This is a genomic window from Microbacterium sp. F2, assembly GCF_052274505.1.
GTDB lineage: Bacteria > Actinomycetota > Actinomycetes > Actinomycetales > Microbacteriaceae > Microbacterium.
The window spans coordinates 144,405-162,206 of sequence record NZ_JBNVBV010000007.1 but is presented as its reverse complement, the minus strand read 5'-3'; the positions used below and the strand labels follow the sequence as shown (position 1 = coordinate 162,206).

Below are 17,802 nucleotides of genomic sequence, written 5' to 3'. Positions count from 1 at the left end.
GAGATCACCGCCGCCTAAACTAACGACAGCTGATCATCGCAACGAAGCGAAAGACCACCACTCAAACGGACGCGGCCGATTCCAACGCGATGTGCAGCACCGTGTCCGTACTGACTTTGAGTCGGTAGACCGCTCGCTCAAGCCGCAACCGGCGCAGGTGCGCTTTCGGGTTCTCACCCACGACCGCACGGAAGACGCGGTGAAAGTGATGCGGCGAAAGACCAGCGACCGCCGCGATCTCGGCGAGGGTCACCGGCTCCTCGAGACGCTCCTCCATCCAGTGAAGTGCCCGGCTCACACGTTCCGCATGCCGCTGAGCGGTGAGTGGAAGGACGACTGAGGACACGCTTCGAATCTACGAGCGCCGGTCAGTCGGCGTCTCGACGTTTTTTGCGAATCCCACCGAAGCGACTCGCCCCAATGCCCCGAAAGGTCCATATGGACATCGCGTAGACATCTCCCCTGCGAAATGGACAACTCGGAGCGTGACATCTGTAGGAACCGGCTGACGATGAACTGCTGTCGGTCGTCAGAACTGGTCTGCGAGCGCCCTCCGCTGCGCATCCCAATCGAAGTCCTCCAACGTTTTGCGAGCCGGTAACCCGGCGGCCTTGATCCGCAGCTCTGCGCCCGAAGCGTTGCGCGCCGTGGTCTTCCGCGTGAAGGAGCCTGAGTGGGACACTTCTTCTGAGGGCCACCTGTAGGGATCGCTTTGGGGTCGTCGACCGCGCATGAAGGGAGAACCGTGATGACTGGGGATGAAGTGTTCGACACGATCGCTCACGAGATGACTGCGCTTGACGGTGTGTCACGGAACCACCGCGGCAGTCTCATCGTCTCGGGAAGCAGCAGTGGCGCCGTGCGCGCCATGACCAGCGGCGGGCAGGTGGTGGTGAAGCTTGACCCAATGCGCACGGCGGCTCTCGTTGACGCCGGCGTCGGGACACACTACAAGGGTCAGAAGAACGCGTGGCTCCAGCTTCCGGCCGACCTCGACTTTGATCACGTGCGCGGTCTCATCCTCGAGGCGCTGACTGCATGAGAAACCCTTCTTGATTGATGGTCCTGTCCCCTGGTGTGGTGGAGGATCCGGCCGGGTTGTCTTCGTCGTAGACGTTGGTGAGCCATCGTGGTGATAGTCAGTGAGGGCTCGTCGGATCTGATCGACGCGGGAAGCGACCGTGTGGATCGTTGCCGCTCCGCACGATCTCACCACGGAGCGCACCGCCCGCCGCAACTGGACCCGCCCGACGACGCTCGCCACCTGGCCGGGGAGGTCGACCTGAAGGTTCCCAAATACCCGGGGGCGTGACTCACGCCTCGAGGTTCTCGGTCCCGACGAACGCGTTGTGACGCCAATAGATGTTGTCCCGGAAGTGCGCAAACCCGACGCTTTCGTACGACGCAGCGACCTTCTTTCGGGAGCGCCGAAACTCGATCTCGGACAGGTGCTCCCACGGCACCGGTTGCGCGCGGAGAACGATGAGAGTCTCCCTCCCCGTGCCGGTCACCGTCTCCACCAGCGTCGTGAGCAGACGTGGACCAAGGCGCTGACCCCGGTACGGTGGCTCCACAAAGACGCCCTCGACGATCACGAGCTGCGACACCTGCTCGCCAACCAGCGGATCGCGGGAGTCGAGCCACTCGAAGACGTTCTCATCACCGAGAATCGACTCGGTGATCTCGAATGCTTCGCCGCCTACTTGATCGAACACGTCAACGACGTCACCCACCCGGTCGAGGTCGACGGTGTACGCAGTAGCGCGCGCGATGACACGACGCTCCGGCTCCCCCTCGTCGTCGTCATCGAAGATGTACAACGTCGCGTCAGCGGAGATCTTCGCGACGCCCGACGGCAACTCCGTCCAGTTCACGGAGTCCGGTACTCCGACCAGTGGCCGCGTGACCTTCACAATGCACTCAATATCCGTGAGGTCCACGTCAAGTCGCGCAACAACAGCAGACATACTCACCCCTTCAACAACGGATACGCGGCAACGGCATCGTGCCGACAATACCCGGGCGCTAGGGCGTGTCTCTTAAAGCCTTGAGCCAGATGGTGATGGCGCGTAGGACGACGCCGCCGCGATAGGTCAGGGCGAGTTTGTCGTAGCGGGTGGCCAAGGCGCGCCATTGCTTGAAGATGTTGAATCCGCGCTCGACGACGTTGCGGCGCTTGTAGGCCTCGGTGTCGTAGGTGACCGGGCGACCACCCTTGGCGCCGCGGCGCTTGCGGTTGGCGATCTGATCATCGCGTTCGGGGATGACGGCCTGGATGCCGCGCCGGCGCAACAGCTTGCGGTTGGCCCGGGAAGAGTAAGCCTTGTCACCCAGCGCCCGGTCGGGCCTGGTGCGTGGCCGGCCCCCACCCAGGCGCGGTACCCGCAGGGCGTTCATCACGTGCTCGAACATCGGGGAGTCCCCGCCCTGCCCGGGCCCGAGCAGCATCACCAGCGGCCGCATGTTCCCGTCGCACAGGTGGTGGATCTTCGTCGACAGGCCGCCGCGGGAGCGGCCGATGGCGTGATCAGGCGGCTCGATGCGCAGATTCGTGTAATTCGTCAGGTCCCCCTGTGTCCCGGGGCAGGTTGGTGGCGTGCTGATGGGCGCGGTTGATCGTGGAGTCCACCGAGACTTCCCAGTCGATCAGCCCGGCGGCGTCGGCATGGGCCAGCAGGACGCTGTGGATCTTGTCCCACGTCCCATCACCGCTGAAGCGGCGGTGCCGCTTCCACACCGTCTGCCACGGCCCGAAGCACCCGGGTAAGTCCCGCCACGCGATCCCGGTCCGGTAGCGATAGATGATGCCCTCCACCACGGTGCGATGATCGGCGAACGGCCGACCACGACGCCCCTGCGAGGACGGCATCAACGGAGCAATCAGCTCCCACTGCGCATCAGTCAGCAACTCCGTTCGAGACACACACCGAGCGTTCCAGCGACCAGCCCAAACCTTTGGGAGACACGCCCTAGTCGCTTTCCAGGAGAACTGGCTCTTCGCGCGGATGGCGAGCGACGTCTTGCCGAGTCTTTCCAGGATGATGATCGGGTTCATCGGCGCTGTGGTCATCGGCGTGGTCGTGGGGTTCGTTCTCGGTCAGGCGCACCGCCTCCAGGCGATGTTCGCACCCGTGCTCGAGTTCCTGCGCGCGATCCCTGCGGTCGCGTTGATTCCCCTCGTCATCATCGTGCTGGGCCTCGACGACACCGCGAAGGTGATTCTGATCACCTTCATCTGCCTCTGGCCCGTGCTCCTCAATACCGAAGCTGCAATCAGAGGAATGGACCCCGGACTGCGCGAGACCGCCCGGGTGTACGGCATCCACTGGTTCCGCTACGAGTTGCAGGTCGCACTTCCCGCGGCAGCTCCGCAGATCTTTGCCGGAATGCGCACGAGTCTTTCGCTCGCGCTCATCATGGTCGTCGTGAGCGAGATGATGGCGGGAGGCAACGGGATCGGCGTCTTCGTTCTTCAGTCGCAGAGGTCGTTCGCGATCACGGACATGTGGTCGGGCATCGTGCTCATCGGGATCTTCGGGTACGTGTTCAACCTGCTGCTCATCGTCGTCGAGAACCGGGTGCTCGCGTGGCACCACGGCGCGAACACCGCCGTGGAGTGACACCGCGGTCGAGAGGACGCCCTCACACCTCGATGCCGCCGCACCACACACGCAGAACGCGACGCGCGGCAGCGATGTCGGTGAGCGGATCGCCGTCCACCAGCACGAGGTCGGCTCGCAATCCGGGGGTGATCGCCCCCCGATCGTCGAGTGAGAACGCGTGCGCGGCCGTCGAGGTGGCAGCGCGCAGCGCTTCGGCTGTTGACAGGCCGGCGTCCACGAGCAGAGCGAGTTCGTCGTGCATGCTCTCGCCGTATGGCGGCATTGCCCGTTCGAGGAGCCCGATGTAGGCGTCTTCGTCGTGCATGCTCTCGCCGTATGGCGGCGATGCCCGTGTGAAGGACCCGATGTAGGCGTCGGTGCCGGCCAGGACCGGAACGCCCGCGGCATGCATCGCGCGCGTGCTCTCGTGGGCGTGTGCATAGCTCACACCGGGAACGCCCGCTGCGGTGAGATTCGCGGCGACGCCTTTCATCATCGTCAAGGTCGGGATGAACACCGTGCCCTGGGCGAGCATCGTCTCAGCCGTCGCATCGTCGAGCGCGCGGTCGAGTGGAGCATGGGTGATCATGTCGGCCCCCGCAGCGAGGCTCATACGCACAGCTTCGTACAGGGCTGCGTGCGCGATGACCTTGAGCCCCCGCGCGTGCGCAGCAGCCACGAGTGCATCGAGCACGTCCTGGGTGGGACCGGGCAGATCGGCGATGATCTTGATGTAATCCACCCCGTCTGCCACCTGCACCTCGACGAACCGCTCCGCCTTGTCGGGGGAATCGACCAGCGCGACGTCCGGATAGGTCGGAATGCGGCTGTGCGTGCTGCCCTGAGATGTCGCCGCCATGCCGGCGGTGCGGAAGTCAGCGACTCCCCTCAGTCCCCGCAACGACTGGAACTGTGATGCGGGCCATGTCGCCATGTCCAGGCCGGTGGTGACACCGTACGTGGCGAGCGTCTCGAGGGACTCGCGCCCCTTCAGGTGCATGTGACAGTCGATCAGGCCAGGAAGGAGCACCGTACCTTCCGCGTTGACGACAGCGGCACCGACGACGACCGCATCCGCTGATACGTCACCGATGCGCCCGTCGGGCTGGACGACGACCGTCGTGGGGGCGCTCAGACTGTGTCCGTCGAAGACCCTGGTGTTCGTGATCGCGGTCGCAGAGACTGCGCCGAGCGTGGAATCCGTCATGAACTGCTCCGTTCGAGGAGATGTAGATACGAGACATTATTGTTCACGGGCTGACTACTCTCCCGCCGACGCGTTGACGGCGGCGAGCTGCTCGTCGGGGGTCATGTTCATGAACGCCTCGAGCATCTCGGGAGTCATCTCGTAGACGGTCGGGAACTGCCCGATCGGCACGACGGAGTGCAGCACCCGGTCGCCGTAGACGTGCACGAGGTTGTAGGACTGGCCGCCGTCCTGGCCGCGGGCACCGGGGTAGGCGACGGCGAGGTCCTGCGTGTAGCAGGTCGCCGACGCGACCGACACGGGCACGCCCGCGAACGTGCTGGTGGTCGAGTAGTGCAGGTGACCGCCCAGGATGCCGCGCACGTCGGTGCCCCGGATGACCTCGGCGAGGCGCTCCTGGTCGCGCAGCTCGACCAGGGCGATGAGCCCGATCGGGCTCGGCACGGGCGGGTGGTGCAGCGCGATGAGGGTGCCGTCGGGCGCGGGGACTTCGAGCTCGCGGCGCAGCCACGCCAACTGCTCGTCGCTGATCTCGCCGTGGTGCTGCCCGGGCACCGTCGAGTCGAGCGCGATGATGCGCAGACCGTTGACGTCGTAGACGCGGTCGACGGGCTCGGACTGGTCGGCCTCCTCGTCGAGCAGGCCGCGGCGGAACGCGACGCGCTCGTCGTGATTGCCCATCACCCAGATCACCTGGGCACCGAGCTTCTCGGCGGCGGGCTCGACGATGGCCCGCAGGCGCTCGTAGGCGTCGGGGCGGCCGGTGTCGGCGAGGTCGCCGGTGAACACGATCGCTTCGGGGCGGGCGTTGGCCTTGGTGAAGCCGTCGAACAGCTCTGCGAGGTTCTTGTCACTGTCGATGCGCTCGTGCAGCAGGTCGCCGTCGCCCACGAAGTGGGTGTCAGAGACATGCAGGATGAAGTGCTCGGGAGCGGGATGCTGGCTCGCGATGTGCGACATGGTGTGTGTTCCTTCCGATCAGACCGCGGTGGCGGCGGGGTCGATGATCACGGCGGTGAGACGCTCGAGCTCGGTGGGGGTGAGTCCGTGGGCGAGGAGGTAGGCGCTGATCGACCCGTGCTCGCGGTCGATGCGCTCGAGCAGCGCCTCGAGCACCTCGGCGGGGCTCTCGGTGATGAGTTCGACCATTCCCGCGGTCAGTTCGATGCCGCGCTGTTCGAAGACGGCGGTCATCGCGTCTGACCACTCGCCGCGCAGGTTCTCGGCGGTGGCGGCGTAGTCGGCCACGACGTCGTCGCGGTCGACCCCGGCGGCGGCGAGCGCGAAGGCCACGACGAGACCGGTGCGGTCTTTGCCGGCGGTGCAGTGCACGAGCACCGCGTCGTCGTCGTCAGCCGCGATGATCACCCGGATCGCGTCGACCAGCTGCGCCCCGCGCTCGTCGACGATGTGGTCGTAGACGGGCACGAGTCCGACGTGCGTGGTGGCCTGCGCGGCCGGGTCGGCGTCGTCGAACACGGGCAGGTGGTGCACGGTGACCTCGAGCCCGTCGACCGCGCTCGGCGCTGTGGCGCGCTCGTCGCCGCCGCGCAGGTCGATGATGTGGGCGACGCCGATCTCGGCCAGCCGGTCGCGACCGGTCGCGTCGATGCGGTGCAGAGCATCTGACCGCAGCAGCTTGCCCCACCGGCTGGTGCCGCCGGCTGCACGGTAGCCGCCGGTGTCGCGCAGGTTGTAGAGGCCGGCCACGGCGTGGCGACGCTCACGAGGCGCCGCGGTCGCGGCATCCGGCGACGAAGCGGCCGCGGCATCCGTCGCCGAAGGCGTCAGGTCGAGGTCGATGGTCATTCGATCAGCCCCTGCGCGCGCTCGGCGGCCTCGGTCATAGTGGCGGCCGGGTCGGCGCCGTAGAAGACCGCGTCTTCGATGGCGGTGGCGAGCACCTGGTCGACCTGGGCGTAGCTGTCGCCGGGGTACGACACCCACGGCTCGAGCGCGTCGAGCTGCTCGAGGTTGGGCTTCACGAGCGGGTTGGCTTCGACCCAGTCATAGAGCGGTCCGCCCTCGTCGGCCATGCTGCTGCGCAGCGGTAGGTACCCGATCTGGGTCGAGATGATCTCGTAGGCGCGGGGGCTGGTCATGAACTGCATGAGCTCCCACGCGGCGGCCTGCTTGGCGGGGTCGGTGGCGAACATCGCGAGGAACGAGCCCGAGTTGGTGGGCACGACCGCCTGGTCTCCGAACGCGGGCAGGGTGTGAGCGTCGAGGGTCCAGCCACCGGCCTCGGCGCCCATCATGAACGCGCCCTGCAGGGCCGAGCTGTTGACGTGGATCGCGGTCTTCCCCTGCGCGAACGCCTCGTACTGGCTGGTGAAGTCCTCGTTGGTGAGCACGCCGTCCTCGTACATCTCGGTGAAGGTCGCGACCGTATCGATCGCGGCGTCCGAGCCGAACTCGATCGTCGTGCGGTCATCGCTCAGCACCTGGGCGCCGTTCGAGAGGAAGAGGCCCTGCATGCACCAGCTGCCGCCGGTGATCACGCACGACGCGCTCATCGAGGGGGCACCGGTGGACTCGGTGATCTGCGCGGCGGCGTCTTCGATGATCAGGTCGATATCACTGACGGCGGCGGTGCTCTTGAAGGAGCGACCGACACCAGAGAGCTGGATCGTTCCCATGAGTCGCCTTCTGCAAGCGACCTGACGAACCGGGGCCTTCCCGCGAAATCCGCTTGCAGAGCTATTGCAATCGAGGAAAGTGAATTTCCTGCAAACGGAGTGTCAACGCCCATCGCCGTGGTCGATAACGTCTGGCACGTCGGATGCCTCGGCGTCGGAGCCGTCGTCGGCGACGATGTCGAGCACCTCTTCGCGCACCGCGAGGCGCGCGCGGTCGGCGGCGTCGCTCATGCGGTCGGCGACGGCGATCTGCAGGGCGTTGAGCACGAGCAGCTGTACGAGCCCGCTGCCGAGAATGCCTTGATCCCACGCCTGGAAGCGCGCACCGGCGACGAGCAGGTGGTCGGCGCGGGTGGTGAGCGGGGTACGGGCGAAGCTCGTGACCCCGATCACGGTGGCGCCGGCGTCGACGGCGGCGTCCGCAACCGCGAGGGTCACCGAGTTGGCGCCACTCGAGCTGACGATGAGGCACACATCACCGGGGGCGAGCACGCGGGCGGTGAGGTGGGCGACCACGCCGTCAGCGGGCGCTTCGCAGGGCCGGCCGTTGACGGCGAACGCGACGGCCGACGCCTGGGCGGCGGCGTGCGAGGCGCCGGTGCCCGAGATCAGCAGGCGCGGCGCGCGGGCGATGGCGTCGGCAGCGGCGTCGAACGCGACCGGGTCGATCGAGGCGAGCGCGGTCTGCAGCATCCCACCCGCCCCTCGGCCAGCCACCGCAGAAAGCCCTCGGTGCCGGCGGGTGCGTCGGGCGCGGCGGTGGCGTCGGCGGCGAGGTCACGCACGAGCAGCATGCGCAGGTGCTGAAAGCTGCGCAGCCCCAGCGCCTGGGCGGTGCGGCTGACGGTGGCCGGCGACGTGTTGGCGGCTTCGGCGAGGTCGGCGCCCGACATGTCGACCACGTCGTGGGGTCGCTCGGCGCAGATGCGGGCGACGCGCTGCGCGCTCGGTACGAGCGACGGCAGGATCGAGAGGATGTGGTCGATGGTTCCGCCGAGCGGCGGCTCGTTGAGGGGCGAGTTCATGTAGCCGGTGATCACCTTTCGGGTTCGCCGCACATCGTATGGGCGCAATGCGACCACGACCCCAACCATAGGTGAACGCAGCGTTCATCGCCTCCGCTATCCGCGAAAGGCAATTTCATGACCTCCCTGCGTCCGCTCGAGCTCCCGAACAGTGCCATGCCCGCAAGGAAGTCGGCCAAGGGTGACTCGACCGAAGACGCCCACCTCGAGCGCCGCGATGGCGCCTACGATGACCGTCCGTGCGAGCCAGAGCCACGTGATCTGTCGATCCCGGCGGTCAAGCGCTCGAACGTTCCGCACGTCGATGTTCCGCTGGCGGGGGCGCCGGGGCAGCAGACACCGGTAACCAACGACGCGAAGAAGCCTGCCACGACGATGACGCCCGCAGCGCGGAACCAGAGGGCGGGGGCGACGCGCGAAACTGATCCTGCTCATGGCCCGATCAGACCGATGGCCACTCAGACGTGAAAGGGGAGACATCGCGTAGCCGCGATCCAGCAGAGAAGCTGAGGCGCTGTGAAACCGCCGCCCACATGATCGCGACGGTCGGCCGGCGTCCGAAATGTCCATATGGACATCGCGTGGACATTTCAACTGCGAAATGGACATTTCAGAAAGATCCCTACACTACCCGAAGTCGCCAGGGGCCATGTCGGCAAAGCGCGAGTAGTGGCCCTGGAAAGCGACGGTGATCGTGTCGGTGGGGCCGTTACGATGCTTGGCGACGATCAGGTCAGCCTCGCCCGCACGAGGTGAGTCCTTCTCGTAGGCGGCTTCGCGGTGCAGCAGCACGACCATGTCGGCGTCCTGCTCGATCGAGCCCGATTCACGCAGGTCAGACAGCGCGGGCTTCTTGTCGGCGCGCTGCTCGGGACCACGGTTCAGCTGCGACAGGGCAATCACGGGAACACCGAGCTCCTTGGCGAGCAGCTTCAAGGCCCGCGAGAACTCCGAGACCTCCTGCTGACGGGATTCGACGCGCTTGCCGCTGGTCATCAGCTGCAGATAGTCGATCACGACCATCTTCAGGCCCGCGCGCTGCTTGAGTCGACGGCACTTCGCGCGGATCTCGACGAGGGTCATGTTCGGGCTGTCGTCGATGTACAGCGGCGCCTCATTGATACGGCCGCGGGTCGCGGCGATCGTCGTCCAGTCGCGGGAGTCGAGCGTGCCCTTGCGCATGTTCTGCAGGGGCACAGCGCCCTCGGCGCTCATGAGACGCATCGCGATCTCGCTGCGACCCATTTCGAGCGAGAAGAAGATCGTCGGCATGTTGTTCTTGATCGCCGCGGCCCGTGCGAAATCGAGGGCGAGCGTCGACTTACCCATAGCGGGACGCGCCGCGATGATGATCATCTGCCCGGGGTGCAGCCCGTTGGTGAGTTGATCGAGGCCCTGGAACCCGGTCGGGATGCCGGTCATCTTGCCATCGCGGCCTCGAGCAGCCTCGATCTCTTCGAGCGCGGCATCCACCGCGATCTCAAGTGGCACGTAATCTTCAGCGGCGTCGGCGCCGGTGACGGAGTAGATCTCGGCCTGCGCACTGTTGACGAGGTCTACCGCCTCGCCCTGCCCGGCGTAACCCATCTGAACGATGCGGGTCCCGGCCTCGACGAGACGGCGCAGCAGCGCGCGCTCCGCGACGATCGACGCGTAATAGGCGGCGTTGGCGGCGGTCGGGACGATCGAGGTGAGGGTGTGCAGGTAGTCGGCGCCGCCAGCACGCTGCAGCTCACCCGTCTTGATGAGCTCGTCGGTGACGGTGATGACGTCCGTCGGCTCACCGTGCGAGTAGAGGGTGAGAATCGCCTCGAAGATCAGCTCGTGCTTGGGGATGTAGAAGTCAGCACCCCGCAGGGTCTCGATGACATCGGCGACGGCATCCTTCGACAACAGCATGCCGCCGAGTGCGCTCTGCTCGGCGAGGATGTCGTGCGGCGGAGTGCGCTCGTGCTCGCGGGGTCCGCCGAGCCGATCCTCCGAGATGTCCGCAATCGACATGTGTCCCCCTTCGCTGTGATGACGTTGACCGTCTTACGTTCACTGCCGCGGCTCGATGGGCCCACCGCTTCGGGCTGGGTGCCGAGGCCGTGCCGCCATCCGGTTTCCGCGCCGAATCCGGATCGCCTCCCCACCGGGCAGGACCACGCTAGGGATGGGGTCCGACACCCGCAACACGGCCTGTGGATAACTTTGGGGATAAGGTGCGGGAAACGCCGTGGAGCTTGTGAGAAGTGCCTGTGGATAAAGCCTGGGGGTTATCGGATATCGGCCACCGAATATCCATCTGATCTGGTCTTTGTTTTTCACACAGAGTGTGGACAAGGTTGTGGTTGAACCTGGGATTGAAGGTTCAGCCGAGGACCGTTCACTGTGTACAAACTGCGGGGGATTCTCATACCAGCCACCCCGTGAACGTGCAAGTAGGACGACCGAAAAGTGCAGCACCCTGCAGAAGCAAGGGGGGTTGCACTCGAAGCGAATCGGCGTACCATGCCTCGCAAATCGTGCGTCCACAGGCCGGCCCATTCGGCGAACGGAGGTGAGTGATGGACACGCAGCATCGGCGGATGGGGTCCCTCCGTCGCGCGCTCCTGCTCGGCGGAGCATCGCTGGCCGCGGGTTTCGCTCTTTCGCTCGTGGGCGCGAGCGCCGCGAACGCCGCCGATGACGACACCGACTCCGGAGGACTGCTCGGCGCGGTGGCCAGCGTCACGGATGCCGTGAGCTCGACAGTCGCTGATATCGACGCGACGCTGACTGATGTCGTCGCTACGACGGCGCAAGTCGCCGAGCCGGTGCTCACGGTGGTGCAGACTGTCGCTCCTGCCCCGGCCGCAGCTGTCGTGCCGCCCGTCGTGGAGAGTGCGGAGAGTGTGACCCAGTCGGTCGTCGACCAGCTGGGGTCTGCGGCGAATACCGCCGTCACCGCCGTTGATGAGGTGGTTGAGTCGGAGCCCGTCGCGTCGGTCACTGATGGCGTGGTTTCGGGCGCCGCTGAGGTGCCGATCGCCGGTGTCATTGTGGACACCAGCCTCGCGTCGACCGTCATGGATGTCGTGTCGAGCGTTTCATCTCGACTCGACTACGCCCTGGAGGCTGTGGTGGGCGACTCCGTGGGTCCGGCGGTGACTATTCCCGAGGTCCCCACCGGCATTCTTGACGGCATCGTCGGTGTCATCGTTCCCGTGTCTCCGACGGCTCCCGGCTCCGCGCCCGTCCCGACCGGCGCCGGCCCGGGCGCTGACTCGGCGGAGTCCTCTGTGATCACAGCGCTGAGGCCCCCGGGTGACAGCCGGGATCCATCCGTGCGTGCCCTCGGGGCGAGCGCGGGCGGGTCCGCGACAGATCCACCTGCCGGTCTGAGCCATCCACCCGCCGTCGCAACTCCACCCGGCGGCGGAGCAACCACCCCTCCCGGATTCTGCAGCGCCGGTGGTGGTTCGGCCGGTGCCGGTGCCGGGGCCCTTCATGCCGCCCTGGCTGCGGGGCCCGTGTCAACCCTGAGCGCCGGGGCCGCGGCATCCGTGTCTTCGGATGCCCTTCCGGCAGCCCCGACTTACCCCACCGACGTCTCTCCTGATTGACGGGGGTCGCGCCGCATTCGTGCGGCAGGCGACCGCGCGCGCCATCCGGCACGCGTTCCCCCATTCATCGATCAGGAGAGATTCTCATGCGTACTTTCATCAAGCGAGCGCTCCTCGGAGTTCTCATCGGCGGCGGCATCGCCATCGCTGGGGCCGGAATGGCTCAAGCTGCCGAAACCGACGGCGAGGACGGTCTGCTCTCGGGCAGCCAGATCCTGCCGAGCATCGAGGTGCCGATCACCGTGGGTGGCAACGCCATCTCGGTGCTCGGCGACTCATCGAGCACCGACTCTGCCACCACAGCCCCGGGCGGCACCGACGCGGGCTCCGCGCCTGCGGCCACGACTGACGGAGACAACGGTGCGGCATCCGGCACCCAGGCTCTGGTGTCGGTTGTGGTGCCGGTCACCGTCGGCGGCAACGCCGTCTCGGTCGCGGGCGACAGCGAGAGCACAGATGCTGCCACGGCGCCGACGGAGCCGGCAGGGCCCGAGGTCGCGGTGAACCCGCAGACCTCCGGCGAGGATGGCATTCTCGGCGGCACCCAGGCCCTCGTCGACGCGACGGTCCCGGTGACGGTGGGGGGCAACGCCATCTCGGTCATCGGCGACAGCCAGAGCACGGATGCCGACACCACCGCACCCACCGGCAGCGGGACCGCTACCCCGGTGAGCTCGGGGCAGGACGGGATCTTGGGTGGCACGCAGTTCGCGCTTCCGCTGTCCGTCCCCGTGACCCTGGGCGGGAACGCCATCTCGGTGATCGGCGACTCGGAGACCAGCGGTTCCACGACTCCTGCCGGTCCTGGTGACCCTGGCGACCCTGGCGACCCCGGTGACCCCGGTGACCCCGGCAACCCCGGCAACCCCGGTGACCCCGGCACCCCGGGTAGCCCTGGCCAACCCGGTAACCCGGATGGCGGGATCACCGGCGGCGGCCAGTCCGCAGCGCTGAGCGCAACGGGCCTTGCCAGCACCGGCGGCACCGCGCCGCTGTGGGGCATTGCGGCGGCACTGCTCGTCGCGGGTGTCGCCGCGACACTGCTCGCCCGACGCCCTGCTCGCCGCTGACGCAGAAGGGCGGATGCTGCAGACTGCGTGTCTGCGGCATCCGCCCCGGCGTGGCGTCTCGCGATTACTTCGCGGCGACGACCTGCAGCGTGATCACGGCGGTCACGTCGTCGCGAAGACGGATCGTGGCCTCGTGCTCGCCGACCGACTTGATCGGCGAGGTGATGTGGATCTTGCGCTTGTCGAGGTCACCGAAACCGGCGGCCTTGACGGCGTCTGCGACATCCGCGGGCTTGACCGAACCGAACAGGCGGCCTTCGGCGCCGGCCTTGATGGCGAGCTTGACCTTGTTCGACTCGAGGTTCTGCTTGAGCGAAACAGCCTCTTCGTGGTCGTGGATCGCACGCGCCTCGCGGGCGGCGCGGATCGAGGCGACCTGCTTCTCGCCACCGCGGCTCCAGGCCACGGCGAATCCCTGGGGGATGAGGTAGTTACGGGCGTAGCCGTCCTTGACCTCGACAACGTCACCGGCGCTACCGAGCCCGGCGACCTCGTTCGTGAGAATGAGCTTCGACATGGGGACTCCTTAGCGGCCAGCGCCGGCGTAAGGCAGGAGAGCCATTTCGCGCGCGTTCTTGATCGCACGGGCGATCAGACGCTGCTCCTGCACCGAGACACCGGTGATACGACGGGCGCGGATCTTGCCGCGCTCCGAGATGAACTTGCGGAGGGTGGCGACATCCTTGTAGTCGATGAGGCCGACCCGGATTGCCTTTGCCGGGGCGACCGGCTTGCCGCCCTTGCGCGGCTTGCGGCGATCGCCGCTTGACTTTCCAGCCATGGGTTTTCCTTACGTGTGAACCGGATGCCGCGGCATCCGTGGTGCTTAGAACGGGGTGTCGTCGCCGTAGGTGCCGGGGGCAGCCCAGGCGTCGGCGTTCGAGGAACCGGGGGTCGACCAGGGCTCGTCGGCGACCTGGCCGCGGGACTGGCCGCCGCCGGCGCCGCCACCGCTGCTCGCGGCACGCGTGACCTGAGCGGTCGCGTAGCGCAGCGAGGGGCCGATCTCGTCGACCTCCAGCTCGATGGCGGTGCGGTTATTGCCTTCGCGGTCCTGGTAGCTGCGCTGCTTGAGGCGCCCGGTCGCGATGACGCGGGATCCCTTGGTCAGCGAGCCGGCGACGTGCTCGGCGAAGTCACGCCAGACGCTCGCGCGGAGGAACAGCGCTTCGCCGTCCTTCCACTCGTTGGCCTGACGGTCGAAAGTGCGCGGCGTCGATGCGATCGTGAAGTTCGCGACCGGAAGCCCGTTCTGCGTGTAGCGCAGCTCGGGATCAGCCGTGAGGTTGCCCACCACGGTGATGACGGTTTCGCCGGCCATGACGATTACGCCTTCGCAGCCCGTGCCGGCGCGGCAGCCTTGCGGGCAGCCTTCTCTTCGGCGCGCTTGGCCTCGGAAGCAATCATCGCGATGGCCTCTTCGGCGCGCAGCACCTTGGTGCGCATGATCTGCTCGTTCAGCTTGAGTTGACGGTCGAGCTCCTGCGCGGCGTCGCTGGTCGAGGTGAAGTTGACGACGGCGTAGATGCCCTCGGTCTTCTTCTGGATCTCGTATGCGAGCCGGCGCTTGCCCCAGACATCGACGTTCTCGATCGAGCCACCATCGTTGGTGATGACTGCGAGGAACTTGTCGAGGGTCGTGGGGACCTGGCGCTCGTCGATCTCAGGGTTGATGATCACCATGAGTTCGTACTGGTGTGTGTGCGTCACTGACCCACCTCCTTCGGACTAGAACGGCTGTCGGGCATTTCCCGACAGCAGGAGGGTGTGTGCACGTGTCCGGGCTGATTCGATACGAACAGATGCCGGACAACCTTCACAGTGTATCGGATGCGGCATCCGCGTCCCAACCGGCCGTTTTCCGTCAGGCGCGGGGCTGGGTCCTGCGATCCCGCGTGCGCACGACGATCGCGTAGATCGGGCGTGTCAGGAACAACACGAACAGCCACCAATAGTTCAGGGCCGGGATGGCGAACATCAGCAACAGTGCCACCCCGAACAGGACCGTGATAATCACCCCGACGGCCAGGCCGTCCCGGAATTTGGCCTGCGATTCGTGATGCAGTGCCGGGTGCCGGATGAGATAGACCCGCGTAACGGTGAGTACGAAGCTCGTCAAGATGAGGGATCCGACGTAGAGGAGCTTCTCGATCGGGTCGGAGTCGAATGTGCTTGTGATTGCGGTCGCAACGGGCAGCCACACGATCGTGAACATCCACCCGATGGTGAGCCACAACAGGCCCTGGTCCACATGGGTGACTCGAGCGAACATTCGGTGGTGGGTGAGCCAGAAGTTGGCGATGAGCACGAAGCTCAGCATGAATGTGAGCAGGCTCGGCCATTCCGCCGCCACCCAAGCCCCCGCGCTCGACTCCGTTGCATCGGTGACGCTGTCCATGAGCGGAAGGATCAGGAGCGTCATAGCAATCGCTACGACGGCATCCGTGAAGGCCTTCAGCCGTTCCGCAGAGGGCAGCTCGGCATCCGCCGCCCGCTGCTCGTCCGCGCGAGAGTCGGCATCCGTCATGCCGACACCGTACTACTCGCGCCGGGACCGTATCCGCGCTGAGCCGCGCGCTCAGTCCGTGGGGCCGAGGCCGAAGTACTCGAGCTCGGCGTCGTTCAGCATTCGGGAGCGGATGATGAACCTCTTGCCCGTCGGGCTCTCGACGCTGAACCCGGCGCCCCGGCCCGGGACCACGTCCACGGTCAAGTGCGTGTACTTCCAGTACTCGAACTGTGACTCCGACATGAAGAAATCGATCGGATCGATCCCGTCGATCTCGAGGATGCCCAGCTTCACGTCGCTGGGACCGGTCAGGAACATCCCGACCGGGTAGCACATGGGCGCGCTGCCGTCGCAGCATCCGCCCGACTGGTGGAACATGAGCGCGCCGTGGTGCACCGCGAGTTCCCGCAGCAGCGCCGCAGCCTCGTCGGTGACCGCGACCCGCTCGTAGGTTCCGATGCTGACCATGCTGTCTCCTTGCTCAAGGTGGCCGGTGCCGAATGCAGGATGAACCGGCGCCGACTGCGTGATTCATCCTGCGTTCGGCACGTGGGGCGACACCCCTGATGGATGCCGCCCCGACGGTGCCGGTTTAGAAGAAGCCCATCGGGCCTTCGGCGTAGGAGACCAGGAGGTTCTTGGTCTGCTGGTAGTGGTCGAGCATCTTCAGGTGGTTCTCGCGACCGATCCCCGACTGCTTGTAACCACCGAACGCGGCGTGAGCCGGGTACTGGTGGTACGTGTTCGTCCAGACACGTCCGGCCTCGATCGCGCGGCCGGCGCGGTACGCGGTGTCACCGGACCGGCTCCACACGCCCGCACCCAGACCGTAGAGGGTGTCGTTGGCGATGTGGATGGCGTCATCGAACCCGTCGAACGAGGTGACCGAGACGACCGGGCCGAAGATCTCTTCCTGGAAGATCCGCATGTCGTTGGTGCCCTCGAACACCGTCGGGGCGACGTAGTAGCCGCCGCTCAGCTCGCCGCCGAGGTCGACGCGCTCGCCACCGGCGAGAAGCTTGGCCCCGCCATCCTTGCCGATCTGGATGTAGGACAGGATCTTCTCGAGCTGGTCATTGGATGCCTGCGCGCCGATCATCGTGGCGGGGTCCAGCGGGTTGCCCTGCACGATCTTGCCGACCCGCTCCAGACCGTCGCCGAGGAACTGGTCGTAGATCGAGCGCTGGATCAGCGCGCGCGAGGGGCAGGTGCAGACCTCACCCTGGTTGAGGGCGAAGAACGTGAAGCCCTCGAGAGCCTTGTCGTAGTAGTCGTCGTGGCGTTCGCGGGCGACATCCTCGAAGAACACATTCGCGCTCTTGCCACCGAGCTCGAGGGTCACCGGGATGAGGTTCTGCGAGGCGTACTGCATGATCAGGCGCCCGGTCGTGGTCTCACCGGTGAAGGCGACCTTGCGGATGCCCTTGTGCTGCGCGAGCGGGGCACCTGCCTCGATACCGAAGCCGTTGACGATGTTCACGACACCTGCCGGCAGCAGGTCACCGATGATGTCGAACAGGAACAGAATCGACGCCGGAGTCTGCTCGGCGGGCTTGAGCACGACACAGTTGCCGGCAGCCAGCGCGGGGGCGAGCTTCCACGTGGCCATGAGGATCGGGAAGTTCCACGGGATGATCTGACCGACCACGCCCAGCGGCTCGTTGAAGTGGTAGGCGACGGTGTCTTCGTCGATCTGGCTGAGCGATCCCTCCTGTGCCCGGAGCACCCCGGCGAAGTATCGGAAGTGATCGATCGCGAGCGGGATGTCGGCGGCGAGCGTCTCGCGGACGGGCTTGCCGTTCTCCCAGGTCTCGGCCACCGCGATGGACTCGAGGTTCGCCTCCATGCGGTCGGCGATCTTGTTGAGGATGTTCGCCCGCTCGGCGGGAGTGGTGCGCTTCCAGCTCTGGAACGCCTTCCAGGCGACATCCACAGCCCGGTCGATGTCTTCGACGGTGCCGCGGCCGACCTCGCAGAACGGCTTGCCGGTGACGGGGGTGATGTTTTCGAAGTACTGGCCCTTGAGCGGTTCGACGAACTCGCCGCCGATGTAGTGGCCGTAGCGGGCCCGGTAGTCGGCGAGCGCCCCGCGCTGGCCGGGGGCGGCGTACACGCTCGAGACGCCCTCTTCAACAATCGTCATGTGAGTCTCCTTCGACTGCG

The 17,802-nt window shown here is 66.5% G+C and carries 22 protein-coding genes; 5 read left to right on the top strand and 17 right to left on the bottom strand.

Annotation, left to right across the window (positions count from 1 at the left end):
- Positions 1-61: 61 nt before the first annotated feature.
- On the bottom strand, positions 62-346 hold the full coding sequence (locus ACQVDU_RS12985; protein ID WP_139833211.1) for a helix-turn-helix domain-containing protein: 285 nt from the start codon (positions 344-346) through the stop codon (positions 62-64).
- Between the two features lie 402 nt (positions 347-748).
- On the opposite strand from ACQVDU_RS12985, the gene ACQVDU_RS12980 reads away from it, so the two are divergent.
- The gene (locus ACQVDU_RS12980; protein ID WP_005055297.1) at positions 749-1,042 is read left to right on the top strand and encodes a hypothetical protein; all 294 of its coding nucleotides are present in this window, start codon (positions 749-751) and stop codon (positions 1,040-1,042) included.
- Positions 1,043-1,313: 271 nt separating this feature from the next.
- Here ACQVDU_RS12980 and ACQVDU_RS12975 read toward each other — a convergent pair whose 3' ends face one another.
- Together ACQVDU_RS12975 and ACQVDU_RS12970 are read right to left on the bottom strand one after the other, a co-directional pair.
- Positions 1,314-1,967, bottom strand: a complete 654-nt coding sequence (locus ACQVDU_RS12975) for a GNAT family N-acetyltransferase (protein WP_005055300.1) — start codon at positions 1,965-1,967, stop codon at positions 1,314-1,316.
- A 58-nt stretch (positions 1,968-2,025) separates the two neighbouring features.
- Positions 2,026-2,869, bottom strand: a protein-coding gene (locus ACQVDU_RS12970) for an IS5 family transposase (RefSeq protein ID WP_241186004.1) whose coding sequence is annotated in 2 segments (ribosomal slippage) — positions 2,026-2,562 and positions 2,564-2,869 — 843 coding nt in all. Because the reading frame shifts where the segments join, the coding sequence is not laid out codon by codon here.
- Positions 2,870-3,038: 169 nt separating this feature from the next.
- On the opposite strand from ACQVDU_RS12970, the gene ACQVDU_RS12965 reads away from it, so the two are divergent.
- A complete protein-coding gene (locus ACQVDU_RS12965) occupies positions 3,039-3,620 on the top strand; it encodes an ABC transporter permease (RefSeq protein ID WP_005052801.1) in 582 nt (193 codons plus the stop codon).
- A gap of 22 nt (positions 3,621-3,642) precedes the next feature.
- On the opposite strand, the gene ACQVDU_RS12960 is transcribed toward ACQVDU_RS12965, so the two are convergent.
- The 6 genes from ACQVDU_RS12960 to ACQVDU_RS12935 form a co-directional block, all read right to left on the bottom strand.
- Positions 3,643-4,809 (bottom strand): amidohydrolase family protein, encoded by a 1,167-nt coding sequence (locus ACQVDU_RS12960; protein ID WP_045245739.1) that lies wholly within the window; start codon positions 4,807-4,809, stop codon positions 3,643-3,645.
- A gap of 54 nt (positions 4,810-4,863) precedes the next feature.
- Positions 4,864-5,769: a phosphodiesterase gene (locus ACQVDU_RS12955; RefSeq protein WP_005052799.1), complete on the bottom strand. Its 906-nt coding sequence runs from the start codon at positions 5,767-5,769 to the stop codon at positions 4,864-4,866.
- Between the two features lie 18 nt (positions 5,770-5,787).
- Positions 5,788-6,618, bottom strand: a complete 831-nt coding sequence (locus tag ACQVDU_RS12950; RefSeq protein WP_005052798.1) for a tyrosine-protein phosphatase — start codon at positions 6,616-6,618, stop codon at positions 5,788-5,790.
- Entirely contained in the window at positions 6,615-7,448 is an 834-nt protein-coding gene (locus ACQVDU_RS12945) for an extracellular solute-binding protein (RefSeq protein ID WP_005052797.1), read from the bottom strand. Before ACQVDU_RS12945 ends, ACQVDU_RS12950 begins: the two co-directional genes overlap by 4 nt.
- Positions 7,449-7,550: 102 nt before the next feature.
- On the bottom strand, positions 7,551-8,141 hold the full coding sequence (locus ACQVDU_RS12940) for an SIS domain-containing protein (RefSeq protein ID WP_005052796.1): 591 nt from the start codon (positions 8,139-8,141) through the stop codon (positions 7,551-7,553).
- Positions 8,057-8,530, bottom strand: a complete 474-nt coding sequence (locus ACQVDU_RS12935; RefSeq protein WP_164743636.1) for a MurR/RpiR family transcriptional regulator — start codon at positions 8,528-8,530, stop codon at positions 8,057-8,059. Before ACQVDU_RS12935 ends, ACQVDU_RS12940 begins: the two co-directional genes overlap by 85 nt.
- 60 nt (positions 8,531-8,590) lie before the next feature.
- On the opposite strand from ACQVDU_RS12935, the gene ACQVDU_RS12930 reads away from it, so the two are divergent.
- Entirely contained in the window at positions 8,591-8,941 is a 351-nt protein-coding gene (locus ACQVDU_RS12930) for a hypothetical protein (protein WP_005052795.1), read from the top strand.
- Positions 8,942-9,100: 159 nt separating this feature from the next.
- Here ACQVDU_RS12930 and dnaB read toward each other — a convergent pair whose 3' ends face one another.
- A complete protein-coding gene (gene dnaB, locus ACQVDU_RS12925) occupies positions 9,101-10,474 on the bottom strand; it encodes a replicative DNA helicase (protein ID WP_292712629.1) in 1,374 nt (457 codons plus the stop codon).
- 569 nt (positions 10,475-11,043) lie between these two features.
- Between dnaB and ACQVDU_RS12920 the strand changes: the two genes are divergently transcribed.
- A complete protein-coding gene (locus ACQVDU_RS12920; protein ID WP_443477340.1) occupies positions 11,044-12,060 on the top strand; it encodes a hypothetical protein in 1,017 nt (338 codons plus the stop codon).
- Between the two features lie 86 nt (positions 12,061-12,146).
- On the top strand, positions 12,147-13,130 hold the full coding sequence (locus tag ACQVDU_RS12915) for a hypothetical protein (protein ID WP_443477339.1): 984 nt from the start codon (positions 12,147-12,149) through the stop codon (positions 13,128-13,130).
- A gap of 64 nt (positions 13,131-13,194) precedes the next feature.
- On the opposite strand, the gene rplI is transcribed toward ACQVDU_RS12915, so the two are convergent.
- From rplI to exaC, 7 genes are all read right to left on the bottom strand, one after another.
- Positions 13,195-13,647: a 50S ribosomal protein L9 gene (rplI, locus tag ACQVDU_RS12910; protein ID WP_228179191.1), complete on the bottom strand. Its 453-nt coding sequence runs from the start codon at positions 13,645-13,647 to the stop codon at positions 13,195-13,197.
- A gap of 9 nt (positions 13,648-13,656) precedes the next feature.
- Positions 13,657-13,911 (bottom strand): 30S ribosomal protein S18, encoded by a 255-nt coding sequence (rpsR, locus tag ACQVDU_RS12905; protein WP_292712636.1) that lies wholly within the window; start codon positions 13,909-13,911, stop codon positions 13,657-13,659.
- Between the two features lie 45 nt (positions 13,912-13,956).
- Positions 13,957-14,451, bottom strand: a complete 495-nt coding sequence (locus ACQVDU_RS12900; RefSeq protein ID WP_300594054.1) for a single-stranded DNA-binding protein — start codon at positions 14,449-14,451, stop codon at positions 13,957-13,959.
- 5 nt (positions 14,452-14,456) lie between these two features.
- On the bottom strand, positions 14,457-14,813 hold the full coding sequence (gene rpsF, locus ACQVDU_RS12895; protein ID WP_300594056.1) for a 30S ribosomal protein S6: 357 nt from the start codon (positions 14,811-14,813) through the stop codon (positions 14,457-14,459).
- A 181-nt stretch (positions 14,814-14,994) separates the two neighbouring features.
- Positions 14,995-15,657, bottom strand: a complete 663-nt coding sequence (locus tag ACQVDU_RS12890) for a TMEM175 family protein (protein WP_443477338.1) — start codon at positions 15,655-15,657, stop codon at positions 14,995-14,997.
- Positions 15,658-15,708: 51 nt separating this feature from the next.
- Positions 15,709-16,107, bottom strand: coding sequence for a DUF779 domain-containing protein (locus ACQVDU_RS12885; protein ID WP_443477337.1), 399 nt, complete (start codon positions 16,105-16,107; stop codon positions 15,709-15,711).
- A gap of 124 nt (positions 16,108-16,231) precedes the next feature.
- On the bottom strand, positions 16,232-17,782 hold the full coding sequence (gene exaC, locus ACQVDU_RS12880) for an acetaldehyde dehydrogenase ExaC (protein WP_292712644.1): 1,551 nt from the start codon (positions 17,780-17,782) through the stop codon (positions 16,232-16,234).
- Positions 17,783-17,802 lie beyond the last annotated feature (20 nt).